This is a genomic window from Nocardia sp. CS682 (assembly GCF_004634405.1).
Taxonomy (GTDB): Bacteria; Actinomycetota; Actinomycetes; order Mycobacteriales; family Mycobacteriaceae; genus Nocardia; species Nocardia ninae.
The window spans coordinates 2691252-2715644 of the sequence record NZ_CP029710.1 but is presented as its reverse complement, the minus strand read 5'-3'; the positions used below and the strand labels follow the sequence as shown (position 1 = coordinate 2715644).

The 24393-nt window shown below is 66.5% G+C and carries 20 protein-coding genes; 10 read left to right on the top strand and 10 right to left on the bottom strand.

Annotated elements, in window-relative coordinates:
* The first annotated feature begins 42 nt into the window (after window positions 1–42).
* The 3 genes from DMB37_RS12150 (at window position 43) to DMB37_RS12140 (ending at window position 3976) form a co-directional block, all read left to right on the top strand.
* The gene (locus DMB37_RS12150; RefSeq protein ID WP_135232788.1) at window positions 43–1500 is read left to right on the top strand and encodes an AMP nucleosidase; all 1458 of its coding nucleotides are present in this window, start codon (window positions 43–45) and stop codon (window positions 1498–1500) included.
* A 469-nt stretch (window positions 1501–1969) separates the two neighbouring features.
* Entirely contained in the window at window positions 1970–2452 is a 483-nt protein-coding gene (locus tag DMB37_RS12145) for a hypothetical protein (RefSeq protein ID WP_135232787.1), read from the top strand.
* Window positions 2453–2647: 195 nt separating this feature from the next.
* Entirely contained in the window at window positions 2648–3976 is a 1329-nt protein-coding gene (locus DMB37_RS12140; protein WP_206055235.1) for a CAP domain-containing protein, read from the top strand.
* A 62-nt stretch (window positions 3977–4038) separates the two neighbouring features.
* On the opposite strand, the gene DMB37_RS12135 is transcribed toward DMB37_RS12140, so the two are convergent.
* Complete coding sequence (locus DMB37_RS12135; protein ID WP_135232785.1) at window positions 4039–4914, bottom strand: LLM class F420-dependent oxidoreductase; 876 nt, start codon at window positions 4912–4914, stop codon at window positions 4039–4041.
* Between the two features lie 179 nt (window positions 4915–5093).
* Here DMB37_RS12135 and DMB37_RS12130 point away from each other — a divergent pair, with 179 nt between their 5' ends.
* Window positions 5094–5663: a hypothetical protein gene (locus tag DMB37_RS12130; protein WP_135232784.1), complete on the top strand. Its 570-nt coding sequence runs from the start codon at window positions 5094–5096 to the stop codon at window positions 5661–5663.
* A 42-nt stretch (window positions 5664–5705) separates the two neighbouring features.
* Here the strand turns inward: DMB37_RS12130 and DMB37_RS12125 are convergent, their stop codons facing one another.
* The 4 genes from DMB37_RS12125 to DMB37_RS12110 form a co-directional block, all read right to left on the bottom strand.
* Window positions 5706–7127 carry a M20/M25/M40 family metallo-hydrolase gene (locus tag DMB37_RS12125; protein WP_135237521.1) on the bottom strand — a complete coding sequence of 474 codons (1422 nt, stop codon included), beginning with the start codon at window positions 7125–7127 and terminating at the stop codon, window positions 5706–5708.
* 162 nt (window positions 7128–7289) lie between these two features.
* Window positions 7290–8816 carry a serine/threonine-protein kinase gene (locus tag DMB37_RS12120; RefSeq protein WP_240772358.1) on the bottom strand — a complete coding sequence of 509 codons (1527 nt, stop codon included), beginning with the start codon at window positions 8814–8816 and terminating at the stop codon, window positions 7290–7292.
* Window positions 8817–9007: 191 nt separating this feature from the next.
* Window positions 9008–11233 (bottom strand): TIM-barrel domain-containing protein, encoded by a 2226-nt coding sequence (locus DMB37_RS12115; protein ID WP_206055234.1) that lies wholly within the window; start codon window positions 11231–11233, stop codon window positions 9008–9010.
* A 357-nt stretch (window positions 11234–11590) separates the two neighbouring features.
* Window positions 11591–12004 carry a VOC family protein gene (locus tag DMB37_RS12110; protein WP_135232783.1) on the bottom strand — a complete coding sequence of 138 codons (414 nt, stop codon included), beginning with the start codon at window positions 12002–12004 and terminating at the stop codon, window positions 11591–11593.
* Window positions 12005–12140: 136 nt separating this feature from the next.
* Here DMB37_RS12110 and DMB37_RS12105 point away from each other — a divergent pair, with 136 nt between their 5' ends.
* Genes DMB37_RS12105 through DMB37_RS12095 form a run of 3 tightly spaced genes read left to right on the top strand, consistent with a single transcriptional unit; the run spans window position 12141 to window position 14242 of the window.
* Entirely contained in the window at window positions 12141–12983 is an 843-nt protein-coding gene (locus DMB37_RS12105; protein ID WP_135232782.1) for a sigma-70 family RNA polymerase sigma factor, read from the top strand.
* The gene (locus tag DMB37_RS12100; protein WP_135232781.1) at window positions 12980–13411 is read left to right on the top strand and encodes a VOC family protein; all 432 of its coding nucleotides are present in this window, start codon (window positions 12980–12982) and stop codon (window positions 13409–13411) included. Before DMB37_RS12105 ends, DMB37_RS12100 begins: the two co-directional genes overlap by 4 nt.
* Window positions 13412–13444: 33 nt before the next feature.
* Window positions 13445–14242 carry a TetR family transcriptional regulator gene (locus DMB37_RS12095; protein ID WP_240772519.1) on the top strand — a complete coding sequence of 266 codons (798 nt, stop codon included), beginning with the start codon at window positions 13445–13447 and terminating at the stop codon, window positions 14240–14242.
* 167 nt (window positions 14243–14409) lie between these two features.
* Here the strand turns inward: DMB37_RS12095 and DMB37_RS12090 are convergent, their stop codons facing one another.
* Together DMB37_RS12090 and DMB37_RS12085 are read right to left on the bottom strand one after the other, a co-directional pair.
* Complete coding sequence (locus tag DMB37_RS12090) at window positions 14410–15297, bottom strand: alpha/beta hydrolase (protein ID WP_135232779.1); 888 nt, start codon at window positions 15295–15297, stop codon at window positions 14410–14412.
* 201 nt (window positions 15298–15498) lie between these two features.
* Window positions 15499–16644: a lactonase family protein gene (locus tag DMB37_RS12085; RefSeq protein ID WP_206055233.1), complete on the bottom strand. Its 1146-nt coding sequence runs from the start codon at window positions 16642–16644 to the stop codon at window positions 15499–15501.
* 368 nt (window positions 16645–17012) lie between these two features.
* Here DMB37_RS12085 and DMB37_RS12080 point away from each other — a divergent pair, with 368 nt between their 5' ends.
* The 3 genes from DMB37_RS12080 (at window position 17013) to DMB37_RS12070 (ending at window position 20250) form a co-directional block, all read left to right on the top strand.
* Window positions 17013–17192: a hypothetical protein gene (locus tag DMB37_RS12080; protein ID WP_135232778.1), complete on the top strand. Its 180-nt coding sequence runs from the start codon at window positions 17013–17015 to the stop codon at window positions 17190–17192.
* A 210-nt stretch (window positions 17193–17402) separates the two neighbouring features.
* Window positions 17403–19262, top strand: a complete 1860-nt coding sequence (locus DMB37_RS12075) for a cutinase family protein (RefSeq protein ID WP_370465366.1) — start codon at window positions 17403–17405, stop codon at window positions 19260–19262.
* 58 nt (window positions 19263–19320) lie between these two features.
* Window positions 19321–20250: a carbon-nitrogen hydrolase family protein gene (locus tag DMB37_RS12070; RefSeq protein WP_135232776.1), complete on the top strand. Its 930-nt coding sequence runs from the start codon at window positions 19321–19323 to the stop codon at window positions 20248–20250.
* Between the two features lie 55 nt (window positions 20251–20305).
* Here DMB37_RS12070 and DMB37_RS12065 read toward each other — a convergent pair whose 3' ends face one another.
* The 3 genes from DMB37_RS12065 to DMB37_RS12055 form a co-directional block, all read right to left on the bottom strand.
* On the bottom strand, window positions 20306–22528 hold the full coding sequence (locus DMB37_RS12065; protein ID WP_240772357.1) for a hypothetical protein: 2223 nt from the start codon (window positions 22526–22528) through the stop codon (window positions 20306–20308).
* A gap of 109 nt (window positions 22529–22637) precedes the next feature.
* Window positions 22638–23342, bottom strand: a complete 705-nt coding sequence (locus DMB37_RS12060) for a CoA pyrophosphatase (RefSeq protein WP_135232775.1) — start codon at window positions 23340–23342, stop codon at window positions 22638–22640.
* Between the two features lie 29 nt (window positions 23343–23371).
* On the bottom strand, window positions 23372–24136 hold the full coding sequence (locus tag DMB37_RS12055; protein WP_240772356.1) for a DUF1206 domain-containing protein: 765 nt from the start codon (window positions 24134–24136) through the stop codon (window positions 23372–23374).
* Window positions 24137–24393: the final 257 nt, after the last annotated feature.

Sequence of the window (24393 nt, the reverse complement as noted above, 5' to 3'; positions counted from 1 at the left end):
GGTGTCCATACGACGGCTAACGACAACGACGCAGGGAGACACATGCCGAGTCGGCAACCAACCACCTCGTTGACCAGCGCGGACGCCTTGGACCAGCTGGAAACGCGCTACCAGCGGTCCGTCGCCGCATTGCGGGATGCGATCCGGATCTTCGTCGAGAACGGCACGGTGCCCGACGACGCCGCCCGGGCCGACGGCCTGTTCGTCTATCCCGAACTGCGGATCAGCTGGGACGGCGACGCGCCGACGAAGAACCGCTCCCGCGCCTGGGGCCGCTTCACCAGACCGGGCAGCTACGCCACCACGGTCACCCGCCCCGACCTGTTGCGCCATTATCTGACGGAACAATTGGAGATGATCGAGGGCGACTACGACGTGCGGATCGAGGTGTCCCCGTCCCGGCAGGAGATTCCGTTCCCGTACGTCATCGACCGCAGCGAGCTCGCGCTGGACAGCTCGATGGCCGCGGTGATGGCGCGGTACTTTCCCACCACCGACCTGGCCAGCATCGGCGACGAAACCGCCGACGGCATCTTCAATGCCATCGACACCCTCCCGCTCAGCCATTTCGACGCGCTGCGGACCGATTTCTCGCTGGCGCGGTTGCAGCATTACACCGGAACGCCGGTGGAGCATTTCCAGCCGTTCGTGCTGTTCACCAACTACACACGGTATGTCGATGAGTTCGTGCGCTGGGCGTGCGCGCAGATCGCCGACCCGGACAGCCCGTACGACAGCCTCTCGTGCGCGGGCGGCACCGTGATCGATGCCGAAACCGTCGGCACGGCAAGCACTTCGGACGTCGCGTGGAAGAAGCATCAGATGCCGGCCTGGCATCTGCGCTCCGCCGACCGGCGCGGCATCACGCTGGTGAACATCGGCGTCGGGCCGTCGAACGCGAAGACCATCTGCGATCACCTCGCGGTGCTGCGCCCGCACGCCTGGCTGATGATCGGTCACTGTGGTGGCCTGCGGGAGAGCCAGGCGATCGGCGACTACGTGCTGGCCCATGCGTATCTGCGCGACGATCACGTGCTGGATTCGGTACTGCCGCCCGACATTCCGATCCCCAGCATCGCCGAGGTGCAGCGCGCGCTGTACGACGCCGCCAAGATCGTGAGCAACATGCCGGGTGAAGCGGTGAAGGAGCGGCTGCGCACCGGCACCGTCGTCACCACCGACGATCGGAATTGGGAGCTGCGGTACTCCGCGTCGGCGCTGCGGTTCAACCTCAGCCGCGCGGTCGCCATCGATATGGAGAGCGCCACGATCGCGGCGCAGGGTTATCGATTCCGCGTCCCCTACGGCACGCTGCTGTGTGTCTCGGATAAGCCGCTGCACGGCGAGATCAAACTGCCGGGGCAGGCGAACCGCTTCTACGAAGGCGCTATTTCCGAACACTTGCAGATCGGTATCCGTGCGGTGGAATTGCTGCGCGCCGAGGGTGATCGGCTGCATTCGCGCAAGTTGCGCACCTTCAACGAGCCGCCCTTCCGGTAGTCGCGCGGCTCGACCACTCGGTAGTCCACCGACGGTGCACTACCGAGTGGTCGAACTATGCCCGTGGTCGGTGGTCTCCGTCGTTGTGCAGCACGTCAGGTGCGGGTGCGGCCGGTCAGGTCCACCGCCAAGGCGGGCGTGCGGTCCGTCGGTTGTGATCCGATGTGATCAGGGTGTGATCGGTCCGTGATCGCCTGTGTCGCTGTTAATCAGCCCTCAACTCGATTTTAGAATTCGACTTAGAACTCGTGGGTTGCTGTGCCGAGTTCTACCCTCGAATGCGGGATCAACAATCTGGTGGCACCGGCGAGCAAGGCCACCCGACCAACGTTGCTCGGTGGTCCCGATATGTAGCTCGAACTCGGCAGCACCGAGCCTGTGCCGTTGGGGGACAGGCGATCCGACACGCGATCGACCACTCCGAAAGAAGCGTCTCATGGGTAAGCACAGCGCACCTAGCAAAAATCAAATGCCGGCCCGATTGGCAATTTTGTCGACGGCAACGTTGATCGGCTTGGGCATCTCGGCCAATACCGGTGCGGGACAGGCTGTCGCGGAATCGACGACGACCACCACGGCCAACCCGAGCGATCATGTTGCCAAGGTTCCGGCGAAGCGGGTCATGGCGGCGAGCGGGCAGCAGGTCAGCAAGCAGACCGGCCAGCACAGCCACACGGTTCGTGCCGCGAAGCCGCCGAAGAAGAAGCAGCCCGGCGCGGGCAAGCCGAAGGCCAAGCCGGCACCCTCGCAGGATCCGCTGGCGCTGCTGAACAGCGGCAGTGCCGCGCTCGGCGGGCTGGCGAAGAGCCTGGAGACGGGCAGTGCCGCGATCACGCCGCTGGCGAAGGCGCTCAGCACCGGCAGCTCGGCAGTCACCGGTAGCGCGGCGTCCGGCAGCAAGGCGGCGGGTGGGCTGGCCCCACTGCTCGGCCTGCTCACCGGCAGCGCCTGATCCCGAGCGCCACGCGGCGGCCAACCAGCAACCAGAAGGCATTTCATGGGTAAGCACAGTGCACCGCGAAAGATTTCGCCTTTTTCGCCGGCAACAATGCTCACATTGTCCACCGCTTTCGGAGTATCAGCTTTCGCTGTGACTATTGCTGGAGCTCCTTCGGCCTCGGCGGGCCCCGACGCGCCCGCCGATGAGGTGATCAGCCTGACCAACGCTGCACGCACCAAAGCCGGCTGCTCTGCTTTGAAGTCCGACAAGCACCTCACCGAAGCCGCGCAGGCCCACACCAAAGACATGGCGGCCAGCGGAAACCTGGACCACAACTCGTCGAAGGGCGACCCGGGCGACCGGATCACCGCGGCGGGCTACAAGGCGCAGACCTGGGCAGAGAACATCGCCGAGGGGCAGACGAGTGCGTCCGAGGTCGTCGATGCCTGGATGAACAGCGAGGGTCATCGCGCGAACATCCTGAACTGCGGGTTGAAGGACATCGGGGTCGGCTACGCCAAGAGCGGAGACGGAACCCCTTACTGGACCCAGGATTTCGGTGCGTCCAGTGAGTCCGACAAGGACAAAGACAAGGATAAAGAGAAGGACAAGGACAAGGAGAAAGACAAGGAGAAAGACAAGGGTAAGGAGAAAGACAAGGACAAGCCGTCCGGTGGTGATAAGGACAAGCCCTCCGAAGATGGTGGCAAAGATAAGCCTTCCGACGGAGGCGGCAAGGACAAGCCGTCCGACGGTGGCGGTGCGGACAAGCCGTCCGACGGCGGTGGCGAGGACAAGCCGTCCGACGGAGGCGACAAGCCTTCCGATGGCGGAGACGACACTTCCGAGCAACCTTCGGAGGAGGTCCCCTCGGACGGCGAGGGCGACTCGTCCGAGGATCCCTGGGGCGATGGTTCGGACGAATCTTCTGATGGTGAGGGTGATTCGTCCGAGGAACCTTCGGACGACGGTTCCGAGGTCCCCTCGGAAGGTGAAGATGATTCGTCCGAGGACCCCTGGTCCGACGGTTCGGACGAATCCTCTGACGAGGCAGGCGATTCGGCTGAGGATCCCTGGGGCGACGGTGCGGACGAGTCTTCGGATAGCGGAGGTGATTCGTCCGAGGACTCTTGGGGCGACGACTCGTCCGATGACGGGGGAGACTCGTCCGAGGACCCCTGGGCGGAAGATTCGGACGAACCCGCTTACGGCGCAGGCGATTCCCCCGAGGATTCCTGGAGCGACATCTTCTCCGACGATGCGGGCGAGGGGGCCGGTGACGGCGCTTCCGATGGCTTCGACTGGTTCTCGAAAGACGGCGGAGATTCGTCGTTCGACCCGTGGAGCAACGGATTCGACGCACCGACAGGGGATGGCCTCGACGCCCTGACCGGCGGCGGCGACGCCTTCGGCGGCTTCGGTGACCTCCTCGGCGGCCTCGGTGAGGCCGGCGATGCGTTCGGCGGACTCGGCGATGCCTTGGGCGGACTCGCCGGTGCGGGCGAAGGCCTCGGGGCACTGGCCGGTGGCTGGTAGCCGGTACCCCGACTCGATCGCCGAACAGGGTTCCTTCCACCCTGTTCGGCGATCAACGTTTATCAGCCGAGTTCGGCGAGCTGGGGGACTGCGGGTGCCATGCCGTCGATCCAGGCGGCGGGGGAGCCGGTGGTGGGGGTGACGATGACGGTGTGCGCGCCGAGGGCGGCGTAGTCGGCCATGGCGCGGACGAAGTCGTCGCGAGTGTCCGGGCTCGGACGGGGGTTGTTGGCCAGCAGGGTGATGCGGATCTGGTTGTAGTCGCGGCCGACATCGTCGCAGTGGCGGCGCAGTACGTCGAGCTTGTGCGCGACGTCCGCGGGGGAGGAGGCGAAAAGGTTGCAGGCGTCGCCGTACTGGGCGACCAGGCGCAGGGTCTTGCGCTCGCCGCCACCGCCGATGAGCACCTTGGGCTGGTTGATCGGCTGCGGCGAGCAGAGCGTCTCGGCCAGTTGGTAGTGCTTGCCGTCGAACGGCCCGTTGTTCGCGGGATCCCACATCTGCCGACAAATGCGCAGTGCCTCCTCCAGCCGCTCGAACCGCTCGGCGATCGGCGGGTACGGCACGCCGAGTCCGTGGTGTTCGCGCTCGAACCAGGCGGCGCCGATACCGAGCGTGGCCCGGCCACCGGAGAGCACATCGAGCGTGGTGACGATCTTGGCGAGCAGGCCGGGGTGCCGATAGGTCACGCCGGTGACCAGCAGGCCGAGCTCGATGCGGGAGGTGTGGGCGGCCAGGTAGCCGAGCGTGGTGTACCCCTCGAGCATGTTCGACTCGGCGGGCAGGCCGGTCGGCTCGATCTGAAAGTAGTGGTCCATAAAGGACAACCAGGTCGCACCGGACGCCTCCGCCGCGGCGCCGACCCTGGCGAGTTCGCCGGCGATCGCGGGGGTGCCCCCGTCGATGTCGAATATCGGAAGATGAAAACCGAGCTCCATGGCACGATCCCCTCGTAAGTCGGCAACGCGGATCCCTCACGCTACGACCTGGAGTGCACTCCAAGTCAAGTGCGCCGGACGCCCGCCGCAGTGCCCGTATGCCACGGTTCCGTGGTCGGCGAATGTACGTTCGTAGATGTTCCTGCCCCTGGGAGCCGGTCGACGAGGAAGTAGGTGCGATGCACTGGGACCAGATGACCGCCACGCCCGACGAGCTGCACGAGCACGCCACGCGGGTGCGCCGCGCCGTCGGGCAGCTCGGCGTGCTCGAATCGATCATCACCGCGGCGGACGGCCCGTGGCTCGGCGCGATGGACGCCGACGGGCGCGGCGCGGCGGAGCTGAAGATGCACCTGGCCGGGCGTTATCGGCTCACCGTCGTCGTGACGAGCGCCGGAAAAATCAGCCTGGTGCAGATGAACGCGCCCGCGGCGGGGCAGGCCGGCGAGCGGGTGCTCTCGTCGAAGCCCTCGATCCGGCGCGGCTGGGACGACACCGAGGAGATGCCCAAGCAGCCCGATTGGCTCGACTACGTGGTGGAGTGGGTCCGATCCGCGAGCGAGGACGTGGACCGCCGTGCCGTCGTCGAATGGCGGCTGACCGGAGCCGATCTGAAGCTGGCCGCGATGAACGACACCATCGACAGCATGCGCGCCAGCCTGGCGGAGCGGGAGCAGTTGCGCGACGAACTCGCGGCCGAGGTCGTGGACCTGCGGACCGAACTCGATGCGCTCGGCGCGCGGGAGTAGTGGGACGCGCCGCGTTCGATCGGCGGCGCGTCCGGTCGAGACCTACTGGGAGAGTTGCTTGATCAGCCGGTAGAGGAACTCGCGACTGGCCTCGAGGCCGGCGATCGGCGCTCGTTCGTTCACGCCGTGGATGCGACCGGCGTCGGCGGGCACCATGAACAGTCCGCTGATCCCGTACATCGGAATCCCTTTGCTGCGAGCGTATTTGCTGTCGGTGGCTCCGGTGGACATGAAGGAGCTCACTGCGGCGGTGGGGAACATTTCTTTCGTCAGCGACGTGATGGCGGACATGACCTCACCGTTGGTCGGCGAGATACCGCCTGCCGGATCCACTTTGGGGGTGATGGTCAACTTGGGCTCGGCGAGTGCCGCCCGGAACTGCTTGTCGATGTCGTCGGGGTTGTCCTGCGGCAGGATTCGGCAGTTGACGGTGGCCTTCGCCGTTTGCGGCAGCGCATTCTCGGCTTCGCCGGCCGCCAGCATGGTGGCCACGCAGGTGGTGCGCAGCTGGGCGTTGTAGTCGGGTGTCGCCGAGAGTCGATCCAACGCTTCCGGACTGGGATTGCCCGCGGCGACCGCACGCATGTCTTCGGCTTCCTGCCCGCTGCGCTGGGCCGCGAGCGCGCGGAAATTGTCCCGGGTCGGGTCACTGATCGAGGCTGGGAAGCGATACGCAGCAAGACGATTCAATGCGGACATCAGGGTATAAATGGCATTCTCCGGCGTCGGCACCGAACTGTGCCCGCCGGGTGCCTTGGCCTCTACCTGATAAGTGGCGTAGGTCTTTTCGGCCACCTGCACGCCTTGCAGCGCGGGCTTTCCGTCGACGAGTAGTGCCCGGCCGCCTTCATTGAGGCCGTACTCGGCGCTCATCAGGTCGGCTTTGTTCTCCATCAACCATTTTGCGCCGTTGTCTTTTCCGGCCTCTTCGTCGGCGGTCAAAGCGAGCACGATGTCGCGATTGGGCTTGAACCCTTCGCGCTTCATTTGGATCAGGTCGGAGATGAGGGCGGACACCATCGCCTTGTCATCGATCGATCCGCGGGCGGCGTAGAAGCCGTCGACCTCGGTCAGCTTGGCCGGATCGGTGGTCCAGCCGTCTTCCCGTTTGGCTTCGACGACATCGAGATGTCCCAAGAGCAGCAACGGTTTACGCTGCCCCGATCCGGTGAATCGGAGCACCAGGTTGCCCTTGCGCTGCACCGGCTCGAAGATCTGGATATCGGATTCGGCGAAGCCCGCGTCGAGCAGCCGTTGCTTGACGGCGTTCGCGGCCACCGTCGTGCTGCCGGTGGAGTGCGTGGTATCGGTTTCCACCAATTGCTTGTAGATGTCGTGGAAGAGTTTCGTATTGTCCTGCGTCGTAACGCTCGACGAGGCGGATGACGAGCTCGAATCGCTCTTCGGAGAATCGGAGTTACAGGCTGTTGCGGTGAGGGCCGCGATAAGTCCCAATGCGGCCACCGAAATGAGAGGATTGCGGCGACTTATATTAGACACGCTAAGAATTTAGCACGAAGCAGGGTTGCGTGGGCCCGGAATGAGTAGGCGGGTTCCCGAGTTCTGTTGTGCGCCGGATGGTTCGGCAATTAGGCCCGAGTCGCGTCGTATTGCCGATACCAAGGCTTACCGGTGCGTCGAGCCGCCGCCCCGCAACCAGCGGGCCGTCGGCGTGGACAGGGTCAACAGCAGCGTGAGCACCAGCAACACCAATCCCGCGACCATCGACAGCCCGGTGGTGCCGTCCGGGCTGTCGTAGTGGAATCTCACGGGAACCAAACTCACGAGAAAGCCCGCACTTCCCAAAACCACCATGGCGCGACCGAATCGCTTGCGGGCCAACAGGAGAACCGCGCCGCCGATGAGTAGGAATGCCGCACCCGCGGCCGCGGCACCCCCTGCGGCATACGGGGCGATGTCGAGGTCCCGATATCGGAGGACCACGCGGACGACGTGTGCCCGCGGATAGGCCACGACCCAGGCGGCCCAGCAACCGAAGAGGAGCGCGAGCACACAGGCTGCGAGCGCGGTGCCCCGGCCGCTGGGCGTGCGCCGATCGGTCTGTGGCGCACGCATGGGTGCAGGAGTATGGGCGGCAACCGGTGTCGCCGTCGCCTGGCTCTGACCGTGCGGCGCCTGACCGTGCGTCGACTGACCCTGACCGTGCGGCGACTGGCCTTGACCGTGCGTCGATTGGCCTTGACCGCGTGGCGACTGGTCTCGACCGTGCGGGGACTGGCTCTGACCCTGCTGATTGACCGCGGTCGCCGCCACCCGAACGGGTGCCACGGCGGTTCGAGCGGGGGCCGGTCGGCCGTGCCGGGCCTCCCACGCCGCCGAGGTGAACTCCCGGCAGCTGCCGAATCGTTCCTCGGGCCGCTTGGCCATCGCCCGGAAAATCACCTCGTCCAGCATCGGCGGCGCGTCGGGGCGAACGGCGCTCAGTCGCGGCACCGGTTTGCTGATGTGCCCGGCGACGACCTGGCCGGGATTGGTCGCCGCGAAGGGCGGATGTCCCGCCAGCAGCGTGAACAGCGTGCAAGCGAGCGAATACTGATCCGAACGGTGATCAACCTTTTCGCCGGAGAGCTGTTCCGGGGAGGCGTAGGCGAGCGTGGCATGGAAGGTGCCGCTCGAGGTGAGCTGGGTATTGGAGTCGAGCAGCCGGGCGATGCCGAAATCGGTGAGCACCGCGCGTTCCGCGCGACCGGTGTCCGGAGCGGCCAGCAAGATATTCGCCGGTTTGATGTCCCGGTGCAGCACGCCGCGGCTGTGCGCGTAGTCCAGCGCAGCACCGGTCTCCGCGACGATCCGCAAGGCGCGATCGATCGGCACCTCCCGCGGCGTCAACCTGGCGGCGTCGGACCCGTGAATATATTGCATGGCAATCCACAGGTGCCCGTCGTGCGTGCCCCGATCGTGAATGCCGACGATACCCGGATGATCCAGCCGCGCAACCACATTGGCTTCCTGCTCGAACCGCCGCCGCAGTTCCGGATCGGCGGAGACCTCCCGGTTGAGCAGCTTGAGTGCGACCTGCCGGGGTAGCCGAGGGTGCTGCGCCAAATAGACGGTGCCCATCCCACCCCGTCCGAGCACACCCTCGATGAGGTAGTCAGCGAACGACTCGTTCACTCCGAGCTGCTGCACCACGCCTACCCCTACTCCCTTCGAACACGACGATCCGCTGAGGAGTTAACCACCCCCGCCGACAACCCGCACCCAGCGAATTCGCTGCCCACCGCCGCGACGACGGCCGATTCGGTGCCGAATCGGCCGTCGAAGGGGCGCTGCGTGCGCCGTATTCAATGGCAAGCCGCCAGGTCAGCGGTCGCCGGCCGCGATCACCAGAGCGCCACCGACAGGCTGTTCGCTGCCGCCACCGGATCGGTTTTGACGTGCACGACGCCGCCGCGATCGTTCGGGTCGAACCACCAGCCGTTCGGTGCTCGATCCAGGTCCGCACGACTGGTCCGCTGCGGCAGCGCACCCGCCGACGTGTGCGCGGCCTTCGGCGCGGACTTGGTGTGCACCGTGAGTTCATAGCGACGGTCCGCCGGTTTGCCCGGATACGTTCCCGTGCTGGCACCGATGGTCACCTCGACAGCGCCCGGCGCGAGCGAGCGCACCGCGAAGTTCTGCGACGCTTGTTCGCCGCGCTGATAACCCCGGGTCACCCCGTCGTCCTCCACCAGCGTGAAGTTGCCCGCGGCCTGCGGGTAGACGTCCAGATTCAGCACGCTGCGGTCGCGGGTCCGCCACGACTGAGTGCCCTCCGGCCACATCGGCACCACCGCGCCGGCCCGCACGAACAGCGGAAGGGTGTCCAGCGGAGCGCGATAGCCGTTCACCGTGGTCGGCCCGGTCCAGGAACGGCCGGTCCAGTAGTCGATCCAGGTGCCCTCCGGCAGGTAGATGCCATCCCGCTGCTCGGCGTCGTTGTACACCGGCGCGACGAGAAAGTCTTTCCCGGAAAGGAATTCGTACCGGGCCTTGTCGCCCCAGGTCTCGGGATCGTTCGGGTACTCCAGTGCGAGCGGCCGGACCTGGCCTACTCCGGTGCGATTCGCCTCCACCGCATAGGAATAGGTGTAGGGCAGCAGTCTTTCCTTGAGCTCCAAGTACTTTCGGTTGATCGAGGTGTAGGGCTCGCCGTAGCGCCACGGCTGCTTGTCATTGGGCGCCCAGCCGTCCATCGACATGATGGTGGGCAGGAAGGCCTTCCACTGCAGGTCGCGGGTGTAGGTCTTCGGACTGCCGCCGAAGATGCCGTCGACGTCACCGGTGTTGTAAGCGATGCCGGACATCGTCGAACCCGCGTAGGTGGGGATCTGCCAGCGGATGTAGTCGTAGGACCCGGCCTGGTCGCCGCTCCAGAGCACCGCACATCGTTGCGCGCCCGCCCAGCTCACCGGGGTCCAGACGAAACCACGGGCATCGCTGTTCTCCTCGATGCCGCGGTGCGCGGTGTCGCAGCCGTCCAGCGCGAACTGGTAGCCGGGACCGACCCAGGCCACGTCCAGCTTGCGTACCCGCACACCGGCTTTGACCTCCTCGGCCTGATGTGGCAGTCCGTCCTCGGTCCACAGGCCGAGCTGCATGTTGTTCTTGCGCAGCCCCTCGCCGACCTGTTGCAGATTCTCGTACCCGCAGCCGTAGCCGTCGTTGACCAGCATCCAGCCGTTCGGCATCTTATTGCGCACATACCCCTCGGCAATGGCGACCGCGTCGAGGGTGTGCCGCTCGCCGCGATTGGCGTTGTGCAGGTAGCAATCGGAGTCGCCCATCTCCAGGCCGTAGATCGGCGGCAGGAACGGCCTGCCGACCAGCCCGGTGTAGGCGGAGATCACGCCCTTGGGGCCGTCGCCGACGACGTAGATCGCGTCGAAGCGGCGTTCCTGATGGGTGGTGCGCGCCGGATCGGTGAAGCTGTAGCTGCCCGGTGCGAAGGTATTGCGCAGCACGCCGTATCCGTTGCTGGACAGGTAGAACGGCTGGGAGTTCGGCGCGCCGCCGTCGTTCCAGTTGTAGTCGGCGAAGATCTTGATGGTCTGGTCGCGATGGCTGAACCGGCCGTTCTGCTCACCGCCGCCGAAGAACTGTTCGTGCTGACCACGGCCGAGGCTTTGTGTTGTCGCGTCCTTGGTCCAGGACAGCGGGGCGGTCTCGGCCCAGATCTGTTTCGTGTCGGCGCGGTCGTACAGGGCGAAGCGCAGCGGAGATTTGTAGGCGCGCAGGGTGAGATCGGTGGTGGCGATGGCCCAGTAGTCGCCCTTGTCGGTCCGTTTCGCGGTGGCGGGTGCGACCTTGGTCGGCAGGACGATCTTGTCCTTGGCCGGATCGGTGAACTGTCCGTCGGGCGCCAGTTGCACGCGCACCGCGCCGGGGTTGGGGAAGCTGACCCGGACCGCGGCCGCGCCGGAGCGCAACGTGGTTGTGGTGCCGTCGTCAGCGATGCCGCTGAGATCGGTGAGCCGACCGGACTCCGGCTCGGCCCAGGAGTTGGGGGTAGCGACGAGACTGCCGGCTACTACCAGCAATCCCAGGGTGATATGCGTGATTCTGCGCACTTCGGGAACCTTTCACGCGCGAATGAGCATGAGATGCCTTTCATGTATAGCTCGACGCCTGCCGCTGCGGAGCGAAATGCGTTGGGCGGCAATCAGATTCATCGACAATTCACTTGAACTCGCAACTACAGGTGCGGAAAAGTGTTGGGGCGCAACAAAATAAGCCTGTCGAAGGCGCGCTTCGGCCCCGGTGCGGACGATGGCACCGGGGCCGAATATCGGTTACTACTCCGACACGGCTGCGGCCGATCGTGTCGCACGCCGAGGTGTGCGTTGCATGATCAAGTAGAACCACACTCGCGCGGTCATTTCGACTGGCGCACAACTGGGGACGGATGGGGCGCCGGTCGTAATGCGCTACTCCGCGTAGGGCTGATCCTTTCCTTGGGCGCTGTAGCGGATGCCCCAGATGTATCCGTCCGGGTCGGCGAACGTGGCGCCGTATCCGCCCCACGGCAGCGCACCGGCGGGCATGAGGATGGTGGCGCCTGCCTTCTCGGCCTCCGCGGTGAGCTCGTCCACCCGTGCCTCGCTGCGCACGACATAGGTCAGGACCAGCCCGCTGAAGCCGTCACCCTCCGGGCTGACGCCCACCTGCTCGGCCAAGCCGTCCCGGCCGTAGAAGCCGATGGGAGTGGCGCCATCGGCGTCGAAGAACACCGAGACGCCGTAGTCGTTCTTTATCTTCCAGCCCAGCCCGTCGGTGTAGAACCGCTTGGCCCGCTCCATATCCCGGACGCTCAGCAGTATCGAGCTCGCGCGCGCTTCCATGGTGCATCTCCATCTTTTTCGAGGTGTTTGTGCTGTCGGAACCGGCAGGTCGGATGCCCGGACGAGCCCGGATGTCACATCAGCGGCCTTTCGCCGGTCAATGGGTATGACAGGCCGAGACGAAGGAATGTGACAGATGGACGAGCAAGACTGGCTGAGCGAGCGGTTCGCCGAGCATCGAAGCCACTTGCATGCGGTGGCATACCGGATGCTCGGCTCGCCCGGAGCAGCCGAGGACGCGGTGCAGGAAGCGTGGCTGCGGGTCAGCCGCGCCGACACCGGGCCGGTGGAAAACCTGGCCGGTTGGCTCACCACGATCGTGGCCCGGGTCTGCCTGAACATGCTCGAGGCCCGCCGCGCCCGGCGGGAGGATTCGGCAGGCGCGCTGCCGCCGGAGCCGGATGGGCTGCGCACGGCCTCGCCGGAAGACGAAGCGTTGCTGGCCGATTCAGTGGGCGTCGCGTTGCTGGTCGTGCTGGACACGCTGACGCCCGCCGAACGGCTCGCCTTCGTCCTGCACGACGTCTTCGGCGTCTCGTTCGCCGAGATCGGCACCATCCTCGACCGCTCTTCGGCCGCGACTCGGCAACTCGCCAGCCGGGCTCGACGCCGAGTGCAGGGCGCGGCGAGCGCCACCGACGCCGCCCGATCGGCGAAGCGGGAGATCGTCGAAGCCTTCCTGGCCGCCTCCCGCGGCGGCGACTTCGACGCCCTGCTGGCACTGCTCGATCCGAATGCGGTTGCGCTCGAGATCCACGGCGCGCAGGCGGTGGCGGCGTTCTTCGCCGGGCGGGCGCAGGCTGCCCGGCTTGCTCTGGTCGACGGTGTGCCTGCGGCCGTCTGGTGGCATCGCGGGCGGCCGAAGGCCGTCATCATGTTCACCGTCAGCGCCGGGAAGATCACCGCTATCACCGTCGACACCGAGGTGTACGACCTCGACATTGTTCTATTGCCCGCCGACAACCAGGAACGGCAATGAGTGGCTCTGCCCAGATAGCAGGAGTCGAGGCATGCACCCTCGCTGTCCACGATCTGGACGAAGCGCTCGACTTCTACTGCGGGGTGCTCGGCTTCGTCCTACGCGACGACATCGAAGCTCTGCACGAACAGTGGGCGAGCGTCGGCCCACCGTCGCAGCCGAGCATGCGGATCGTTCTCCATGCACCCGGTGCGGACCCGCATATCGCCCGGGCAGACCGGCAGACGATCGCGGACCTGATGAGCAAAGGTGTGCTCGGCCAGCGTCTGGTCTTCGCGACCGACAGCTGTGCCGCCACCTTCGAGCATCTGGAAGCCGCAGGCGCAGAAGTGGTCCAAGAGCCGATGAACAAACCCGACGGCACCCGCGACTGCGCCTTCTTCGACCCCTCAGGAAATCTCCTGCGATTCACCCAGTTGCGCTGGTAGTCGGCGTCGCCACGGCGGTCTAGCGTGAAACGCATGGCTGCGGTTCACTTCCCGCGTGTAGCGGAAGTATTCTCGGGTCTCGCCAGCGAGATGGCCGAACTGCCGGAGCTCGAGAATGAAGACAGATTGACGACACCGGAACGGATCTTGACGGCAGCGCGGAGGCTGTTCGCCGCTCGCGGCTACCGGGCCACGCCCATGCAGGCCATCGCCGATGAGGTGGGCATCACCAAGGCCGCGCTCTACTATCACTTCGATGCCAAGGATGCGATTCTGCATCAGCTCACGGTGCCGTTGCTCGACGAGCTGGATGCGGTTTTGGCCGCCGCCGAGTCGGCGCCGAGCGTCGCGGAAGTGCGCCGGCGGGCGATCGAAGGTTATGTCGATGTGCATCTGCGCCATCGGCACACCCTCACCATGCTGGTCCGGGACATGACCTTGCTGGTCCAAGCGCCTATTGCCGACCGTTTTCGTGCGGCTATCGCCCTGGCCAACGAACTGGTTGCCGGCCCGGGCAGCGGGCTCGAGGAGCGGGTGCGCGCTGCCCAGGTGGTCGCCGGTCTGGCCGATCCGGTGGTGTTGTTCCGCGACGAACCGGCCGAGGTATTGCGGCGACTGATCCTCGACGGCGCGCGAGCGCTGCTGGGCGAGCCGGTCGAGCCCCGGCCGCGGGGACGAGCCAGAGGGCGCAACGGCGGGCGGCGCGCGAAGCTGTCCGCCGAGGAGATCGGCCAGGCACGCGCTCTGGTCGCCGACGGCATCGGCGTCGAGGAGATCGCCGCCCGGTTCAAAGTGTCGAGGGCAACCATGTACCGGATTCTCAAGAACTAGAGTTTTTCGAGATCTGTTTCCAGACACGACCCGTTCCGGAGACTCGGCTTGTCGCCGTGGTGTACGGAATCCGGGCGACCAGCGCGTCGGCAGGTTCGTGGCCAGCCCCCGAGCATGCCCAGCAGTACGGCCACCGAGAGGGCTAGGCGCCGGAACACCATTGCGTCTCATACCGCTGCCGTGCTCCGGCGATAGAAGTCGATCTGGTCGGCGACCACACGGTCGCGGAAGCCCGGGTCGGTGTAAAAGGTGAAGTGGGTGCCCGGGTAGACCGACAGCTCGCCTCGTGGTGCGCGCTCGGCCAGCTCTCGGCCGGACTCCAGCGGTGTTTCTCGATCGTGTTCGGCGACGCACACCAGTAGCGGACACGCCAGCCGCGCCGCGGCCTCGGAGGGGCGATAGCGCATCATCCGCAGCAGCCCCCTTGGGGCTACGGTATTGCGCCACAGCGTGTTCCGGTCACCGGCCAAAGCCTGGATATGCTGATCGGCTTCAGCACTTGCGGCGACGGCCAGTTCGCCTGGGTGGCCCACCATGGGGATGTAGTAGGGGGTCGAGCCCAGGGCGCCCCGCAGCGCATCCCAGAGGATAGCGGCCAGCAGTTTCACCGTGGCGCCCGTCGATCGGCCCTCGACCTTCTTCGGGAATCCGTTGAACGGGATCTGCGCCACCACCGCCGCGATACCGGAATCGTCTGCGGCCACGGTGATTACGTGCGCACCGCCGAGCGAGTTGCCCCACAGCAGCACGCCGGCTGGGTCGACACCTGGGTGTCCGCGCGCGAAATCGACGGCGGCGGCGATATCGAGGAGTTGGCCGTTGATCTCGGGCAGTTGGCGCGGCTCGCCGTCGCTCTCGCCGAAACCTCGGTAGTCGAACACCAGAGCCGCGAAACCTGCGGCGACGAACCGCTCGGCATAGTCGAAGAGGCGGTCCATCGTTCCGCTGTATCCGTGGCAGAGCACGACACACGGCACGGGGGCGGAAGCATCGGGCAGGTAGAGATAGCCCCTGCACCGCACTCCGGCAGACGTGAATGACACCTTGGCTCGCATGACCACCAATCCCTGGGTATTCGACTGACTTTCAGTCGGCACTCTAGCTAAGAGACTTACCCAGGGTAAGTAGGTTCACGGCATACGCGCCGGGTTTTGGTGCGAGATGTCGCAATTCGCGGTCGTCTCGAAAACTAATTATGGCAAGACTTGTTTTTGATACAGAGACCGTGCACCGGGCATGCGGAGTTCGGGTATGTGCTATTCGAAAAGCACGCAGGTGGCGGCGGGGGCGTCCAGCGAGGCTGACGGTGCGGCGGGGAGGCCGGTGTTGCGGTGGAGGTTCAGCAAGGTCACCGAGTTCGACTTCTGGTTGGAGGCGTAGAGCCGCCGGCCGTCGGGGCTGAGGGTGAGGTCGCGGGGGAACTTTCCGCCGCAGGGGGTGGTGCCCATCGGGACGAGCAGACCGCCGAGGATGGCGAAGGTCGCGATGTTGTCGTGGCCGCGGTTGGCGAGGTAGAGGAAGCGGCCGTCCTTGGCGACCACGGGGGCGGACGGGTAGTTTCGGTCGCCGCCGCGATCGAGATCCGCGGGCACTGAGAGCCCGGCTCGCAATTCGCCGCGCTCGGACTGCCAATCCAGCACGGTGACAGTGGAATTCAGTTCGTTGGCGAGGAAGGCGGTGCGGCCGTTGGGGTGGAAGCAGAGGTGGCGTGGTCCGCTGCCCGGCGCCATGGCGACCTGCGCGTGCCGGTGCAGTTTGCCCGCGGCGAGACGGTAGACGTAGACCGAGTCGACTCCCAGGTCCACTGCGAGCACCCAGCGGCCGGAGGGATCGATCGAAACCTGGTGGGCGTGTGGTGCGGACTGCCGATCCGGATCCGGTCCGGTGCCGGTGTGTTGGGCGACGTCGGTCACCGTGCCGAGGCGACCGTCCGCGGCGACGGCGAGCACGCTGACGCTGCCCGATCCGTAGTTCGCGGTCAGTACGTGCCGACCGTCCGGGGTGACGCACAGGTGGGTCGGCCCCTCGCCTTGCACCGCAACGGTATTCAACACCGTGGGCCGCGGTGAGCGCAGGTCGATCGCGGTGGCCGTACCGGCCCCCGAGCCTTCGTTCACCGCGTACAGGTAACGCCGGTCGGGCGACAGCGCCAGAAAGGACGGGTCTGCTACCCGGACAACGCTTTCCACCGTCAGCCGACCGGTGCCGGGATCCGCAGTGGCGACGCCGACGCCGGAACCCCCTGCGCCACTGGAGGTATAGCAGCCCACGAACGCGCGCGTCCCGCTCGCCGCACCCGCCAGCGCGGGCTGGATCGCCCCGGTCGTCACTGCGACGCCGACGCCCACCGCGCCACCGAGCAGGCCGAGCAAACGCCGCCGTTCGAACTCACCATTGCGCACCGTTTTCTCCTTCCGTGCCGCGGCAGATCCCGCGTCGGGCCAGAATGTCCCACGTCACTTCAGTCCGCAAGTGGCGCAACTGATATTGCGCTGTTCGCAATCCGAGCTCCGGTGCGTTGCAACCCGTGCGCGGCAATCACGTAAAGACCTGCCCCCAGCTCCCCAGTCACAGTGGGGAGACCAGAGAACCTGCCGGTCTGCCACCGACATTCGCTGGAATAGGCCACTGCGGCACAACTTCCCCAGTTGAGCAGCTGGACGCGGCGGCGATCCCAGTGGAATCTGGTTGCTGCCAACATCAATAATCACGGGACCTGAGCTCAGGTGCTGTTCGGTGCAATACCGTTACAAGACAGGCGGTTTGAGACATGTCGACTCTCGTCAGCGTTATGGATACCGTTAACTTCATCGCCGCTGGTTCCGGGTCCAGTGAGGGCTCGGAATCGCTCAGCGGCGGCGGATCCTCGACCGGGTCACTCGGCACCGGACTGGATTTGCTCAAAGTGAGCCTCAAACTGCTCAGCTTGCTTGTCGGTAATTTGTCCTGACACGGATGCACGATATTCAGCGCGGCGCCAACGGTCGCCGCGCTGAATACGCGTAAACCGCTCCCTCGATAAATTCGCGATACCTCCTCGCCTGATTCCCCAGTTGTTCTCAGGTCGAGTCGGCCGACTCTGACGTTCGGCGATGAGCGACCCACCGAGCTCGGTAGTGAGGTTCACATGTCTGTCCTGCCTTTGTCCCATCGTTATGCGGTGGCAGTGCTGGTGGCCATGGGGGTGGCCGTCGCGCCCGTTACCGTCGCCGCCCCGGCTCTCGCGCGGTCCGCGCAGGCCGACTGCGCGCAGACCTTCAATCTGTTCATCCCCGGCACCTGGGAGACCAACGAAAAGGCCGACCCCGCAAAGCCGATCGGCATGCTCCGCCCGATCGCCGAGGCGATCCAACACCGGCAGGGCCCCAGCTCCGACATCTACTTCACGCCCTACATGGCGCGCGCCTTCGACAATGGTTACACCTACGCCGACAGCAAGAACACCGCGTTGGTCAACGCCCGCAAGGCGCTGCGCGACTACGGAAACCGTTGTCCAGAGGCAAAATTCACGATCACCGGCTATAGCCAGGGCGCGGACGCCGCGGGTGATGTCGCCTCCGAGATCGGCAACGATCGCGGCCCCGTGCCACCCGAGCGAGTGCTGGCCGTCGGGCTCATCGCCGATCCGGCTTCGGGTACCAAGGGCGAAACCGCCATCGGCCCGCACACCGCGGGCTCGGGTATCGCCGATCCGCGCCCGCATGGCATGGGCAAGCTCACCGGGCGAGTCAGCTCGATCTGCGACCCCGGCGATCTGTACTGCTCGATCAAGAAGAGCGACAACCCGCTGCTCGCGCGGCTCGGCTCGCTGCTGAGCAAGGCCGCCAGCAACTCCGGCTTCGCGAAGACGTTGGCAGTGAAGGACACCAAGATCGACCTCTCCGGCCTGGCCACCGCCGTCGACGAGCTGACCACCAGCCGTCATGCTCCCGGCGGCCTCGACCTGACGCACGTCCGCGACACCGCCGCCAAGTTGACCGACACCATCGAAACGCTCGCCGGTCTGCAAGACTCGGGGACCGCCGAGCGACTGGCCGCCGCCCCCGCCGGTACGGCCGAGCACAACGCGAGCCGGGTGCTGAGCAAGGCGGGGGAGGCCGATCTGGCCGGTGCCGCGTCGGCGGTGAACACCATCACCGACAGCGCGACTGCCTTGCTGAACAGGGGTATTCGCACAGTCCCAGCGGACTCACCCGATGCCACCGCACTGACGATCAAGGTCGACGCACTCATCGACCTGGTGGGACCGCTGGCCGAGATTCCGGCGGCCATCCTCGGATCGGCCACGAAGATCCTGGCGATGCTGAAACCCACCGTGCTTGTCGATCAGACCCTCGATGTCGTCGCCAACGTCACCGCCTTCGACTTCCGCGCGATCCTCGACAACCTCGCGTTGCTGTCGCAGAGGGTGGCGGCGATGGATGCCAAGGGCGCCCACCAGGTCGCCGGTGCGCTGAACAACCAGTTCCGGCCGCTGGTCGAACTCGTCGCGAGCGCCGACCTGAAAGCCGTCGCGCAGGTGCTCTCCACGATCCCGAACTCGCAGGGCTACACCCAGATCGCGACGTCGATGACCGCGATCCTGTCCAAGGCTGACGTCCTGCGGCTGGCCACCCTGGTCGGCCAGATCCAGGAAATCGCGTGGACGGTGCTGGAGAAGCTGGTCCCGCCGCCCGGGCAGGCCCCCGACCCGGCGGGCGCGGCGGCCGTGCTGTCCGGCCTGCTGCCGGTGGGTCTCGAGCTGGCCTCGGTCGCCACCGGATTGCTCGCCGAAACCAATACCGGCGACAACACTCAGCGCCTCGACCTCGAGGAGCTGACCGGAGCCCTCGCCAAGACCGCACCGGCCAAGGGCGGCATCAGCCTGCTCACAATGCTGCGCGACGGCCTCAGCGCCGCAAGCTTTTTCGCCTCGAGCGCGCACATCAACTACGGCGCCCTCATCGTCGACGACACGGGTCGCAACGCCATCCAGTGGCTCGGTGACTGGATGAACACCCAGATCGGACACGCCAACTGAACCACCGGGTGCGACGGCAAAGCCCTTGCGTATCGGGCAGTTTCGCTAGCATCGTGCCATGCGGATCGCTGCGGCCCAGGCCCGTCCTGCCTGGCTCGACCCCACGGCAGGCACGAAGATCGTCGTCGACTATCTGACCCAGGCCGCCGCGGCCGGGGTGCAGCTCGTCGCCTTCCCGGAGACCTTTCTCTCCGGCTACCCGATCTGGCTGGCGGACACCGGTGGGGCACGGTTCGACAACCCGGCCCAAAAAGCCGCCTACGCCCACTATTTGGACGCGGCGGTCACCTTGGACGGCACGCATCTCGCCACTGTGCGTGAGGCGGTCGCCGACCTCGGCGTGTTCTGCTACCTCGGCATCACCGAGCGTGTTCGCGGCACGGTGTACTGCACGCTGGTCGCCATCGACCCGGCCCGCGGCGTGGTCGGCGCGCATCGCAAGCTGATGCCGACCCACGAGGAGCGGATGGTCTGGGGGATCGGCGACGGGCACGGGTTGCGCGCGCACGACGTCGGCGAGTTCCGGGTCAGCGGACTGTCCTGCTGGGAGAACTGGATGCCGCAGGCCAGGCACGCGCTGTATGCCGACGGCGCCACCCTGCACATCTCCACCTGGCCGGGCGCGGTCCGCAACACCGAGGACATCACCCGGTTCATCGCCAAGGAGGGCCGGGTGTACTCCCTGGCCGTCGGCGCCGTCCTCGACTACACCGATGTGCCGTCGGACTTCCCGCTGCGCGACGAGCTGCTCGCACTGGACACGCCCGCGGGGTACGACGGCGGCTCCGCCCTGGCAGGCCCGGACGGCCGCTGGCTGATCGAGCCGGTAGCCGGCGACGAACGGCTCGTCATCGCCGACATCGATCCGGCCGCGGTCGCGCGGGAACGCCAGAACTTCGACCCCACCGGCCATTACGCCCGGCCCGACGTGTTCACGGTGAGCGTGGACCGTCGGCGCCGGAACGCGGCGACCTTCCTGGACGACTAGGCCCGGTGTCGAAGTCCCATCCGTCCGAGCTTCGACACCGGCAACCCGGCGCGGGTCAGACGCTGGACGTCAAGGACGGGGTCGCTTCCTGGCGGTCGGCCGGATCCGGTCCGGCTGCTTCTTCCGTCGGCTGCTCGTCCTCTGCGGGAACTTCCGAGCCCTGCCTGCGCTGTCGCAGAAATGCCCACTGCAACACGGCGATTCCGACGACACCGGCAACAGCGGTGCCGATGCCGACCTGCCAGCCCGGCGGGCGCCAGGTAGCCCTCAGATCGGCGCGGTCGGTGCCTGCCGGGATGTCGACGGCGAGGAAGGTGCTCGCCACCGTGGTCGACGGTATCTCCTTGCCGTTCAGAGTGATTCGGTAACCGGGCCAGGCGAGCCGGGAGAACACGATGCGTCCGCCGTTCGGTGCGGTGACCTTTGCGTCGATCGTGACCGAGTCACCCGAGGTGGCCGTGGCGCTGACATTCGCGGTATCGGCGATCGCCCCGTTGACGGTGGAGATCGGCCCGTTCTCCCGTTCCAGCACCCAGATGTAGCGCTCGTGGCCGGGGTAGCTCACCCACTTCCAGCCGGGCGGCGCCGGGTGGTTGCCCGCGTCGGGATATTGCGCTGTGTGCAGCACGACTCGGTCGACCTTCATCAGGTCGACAATCGTGCGCCCCGTGGATGGTTCGGCGGCGAAGGCCCGGCGGAACGCGTCGGTGCAGGTGCTGCCGTCCCAGGCCATGCACAGCATGCCCGCGAATGGGTAATGGCCGATGGGGGTGTAGCCGTTGACGTACTGCAACCCCAAATTCTTGGCGTAGTTGCCGATGGCGAGCGACCCGTAAGCACCTTCGAGGGTCTTGTCCTGCGGCGCAAGGATCGCCCGGTCCGCGAGTTGCAGGGTGACACCGGCGAAATCGGGGAAGACCGCGGTCATCTCCGACCGCCGTTCCGGGAAGTCATAGGACATCGGCGTCGGCGGCGCGGCCTGCACCTGGGCGAAGGCGATCGGGAACATGGTGACGATGATCAGCGCGCACGCCGCCGTTATGCCCTTGGTCCGGGCCAGCCACACCACCACGGCACCGATCGCGGCGACCACCGCCACCGCGACGAGGTGGCGCACCACGATCTGCGGGGCCGCCGAGAACGAGCGCAGGAACAGCACGCCGATCAACACGCCCGCGGCGATGGCCCGCCTGCGCAGCGAGGTGAAAGTGCCGTAGCGGCTGAGCAATACGCACACCAGCACGAGCAGCGCCATGGCGAGGATCGGCAGCACGCGGGCCGGCCAGCGCAGCGGGCCGATCGCACCCGGCCCCGCGGTCCACATCAGCACCGCCGCCGCGAACAACGCGATACTGCTGAACTCCCGGACCGACTTGCGGGCCGCCTGCCAGCCGACGAAGGCCAGCGCCGGAATCAGGAACCAGGCGATGTAGACCATCGGCAGCGGCTGGACATGCCCCCACCAGGCGGTGAACGCGGGCGTCGTGCTGGGCAGGCTGGCGTTGAGCGACTCCGACCACGGCACCGTCAGGAACGGATCGTTGTGAATCTTCGCGTTGCCCCGCCAGGTCACCTGCGAGGAGAGAATGCCGGGCAGGTTGGCGACCATGGCCGCGAGTGCCGCGCAGCTCGCCGCCGCGAGTAGTCGGGCCGAGGGCTGCCAGCGCCGCTGATAGATGAACTCACCGACGGCGACGCAGACCACCATCAACGCGGATTCGACCGCGGGGAAGGCGTATTGGACCGTGAGCGCCAGATACAGGAAGACGAACACCGAGATCGGGCTGCCGCGCCCGCGGGTGTAGCGCACCGAGGACGCCCACGCGTGCACCAGCCACGCGGTGGCGGTGTGCGAGGTCCACCAGCTGGCCTCGTCGAAGAACAGGAACCAACCGCTCAACGGGAAGGCGATGCCCGCGACCGCGGCCCACGGTGTGCGCGCGCCGTAGGCCAGGCAGACCCGGTACACGCCGAGCGCGGCGATGATCGAACAGACCAGCTTCACCACCGTGGCGTACACCGCGAGGTTGTCCATCGACGGCGCGAGCAGATGGACCAGCAGCTGGGGCGGGTTGTAGAGCCCGGCCTCCTCGAGCGCGTAGTTGCCCGCCATCCACTCGTAGGGCACAAGGGCGGAGAACTGACCGTCGCGCAGCCGGTTGCCGAGCATCACCCACATCGGGGCGTACTGGGCTTCGGTGTCGTCGGTGTAATAGTGCCGGGCGTCCGCAAGCAGGACCGCCACGTATCCGGCGATCACCCCCGCCGCGGTAATCAACCCCCACTTGAGTACATCTGTTCGCGATGCGATTACCGCACTAGGCCTCACGAGCGCGGGACCATATGCCAATGGAGTGAACAGAGCAAGTCTGCCGGTCGTGGTGTGCTCACTGCTGGGTCCAGTCCGGTTGGGTGAAGTGCGCGACCCGGGCGCCCGCGTGGTCGCGGCCGAGCAGCACGACCTCGCGGAACTGCCACAGCATCGCGCCCGTCGGGGCGTGGATGGTCATGTCGCCGCCGAGCCGCATCTGGAGCAGGCCAACGTCTTCGGGGACCGGCGGCGCGGTCCGGCCGCGGAGTTCGGGTTGCGGCACCGCCTCGTGCGGGGCAACCCAGTGCGGTACATCGTCGGCGGCCAGCCGCGCGAGCGGAACCAGGTGCGCGGAGTGCACCTCGTCGGGGCTCGGCTTCAGCTCGGCGGCCCCAGGTAGCGCCGCGACGAACGGGGTGATCACGAAGCCCGATGCCGCGGGAAAGTCGTCGAGTCGGCCGACCAGATCGGCCGGGGCGGCGCTCAAGCCGAGTTCCTCGTGTAGCTCACGCAATACAGCTTGCTCGGCGGTCTCGCCCGCGTCCAGCCGACCCCCGGGTAACCCCCATTGCCCGGCGTTGCGGCCACGGTAGGCGCGGCGGATGACGACCACCGCCGGTGTGCCGTCGTCCTGGGCGACGACGCACAGCAGCACCGCGGCCCGGCGGATACCCGGTGTGTCGGGAACTTCGGTGTGCGGAAATTCGCGCAGCCTGGTGCGCGCGAGAGCGCGGAAGTCGGCCACGGTCTCGGGAACCGGCGGTCCGGTGGTGGGGCCCATGGCCTCGATCTTGCCCCACCACCCGGCCGCTACATCTTGGCGTAGCGGGCCATGACGAAGCTGTAGAGGCCGTAGGTGATGATGCCGAGGCCGGCCACGATCAGCAGGATCACGCCATAAGGTTGTGCGCCAAGGGTTTTCAGTGCGCCGTCGAGCCCGGCGGCCTTATCCGGCTCGGACCGGGTCGCGGCAAGGATGACCAGCACGCCGATGGCGCCGACCGCGAGACCCTTCGCGAGGTAGCCTGCCATGCCGAGCCTGCGCACCAGATCACTGGTGTTGCCCTTCAGGTCTTTCAGGAATTTCTGGCTGATGCCCTTGTAGACGTGGTATCCGCCGACGCCGATGATGATCAGCCCGGCGACGACCAGCGCTACCGTGCCCGCGGTGTTCTGCATGAGTCGCGCGGTGATTCCGGCACTCTCTTGACCGCTGGACTTGCCTGCGCCACGGGCGAATCCGAACGCCGAGAACGCGAACGACGCATAGATCACCGCCAGGGCAAAGGCTTTGACCCGGCGGAACGCTTCGGATTTCTTGCTGTCCTTATCGGGTTTCGATGCGCTACCGAAGACCGTCTCGGCCAGTCGCCACAAGGCCATCAGCACAAACGCGACAACCGCCACCCACATGACGAAAACGCCACCCGGCTTGCTGACCAATTCGGCCATGGCGCCGGAGTGATCGGCATTGCCGCCCCGCCCGCCCAGCGCGATGCGGATGGCGATATAGCCGATGATCAGGTGCACGATGCCCGTCATCACGAAACCCGCGCGAGCAAACCGCTCGAACATCGGGTGCTGTGCGATCCGGCTGGCGTTGGCGGACGAAGTCCCCGACCATGCCCCTCCACCGCGGGTCCTGTCCGTACCAGCTGACAACCCACTCATCAGATTCCCTCATCTCCGTCGAACCGAACGTCGGGCAGATACCCGGCGGCGGCGTCTCGAAACAACCGTGTGGGCGGCGGATGGGGACCGTGTCGATGGTTCCGAGCAGGTGGGGCAGTGGATTTAACGGCATTTTGATGTCGCGGTGATCGTCGACATCC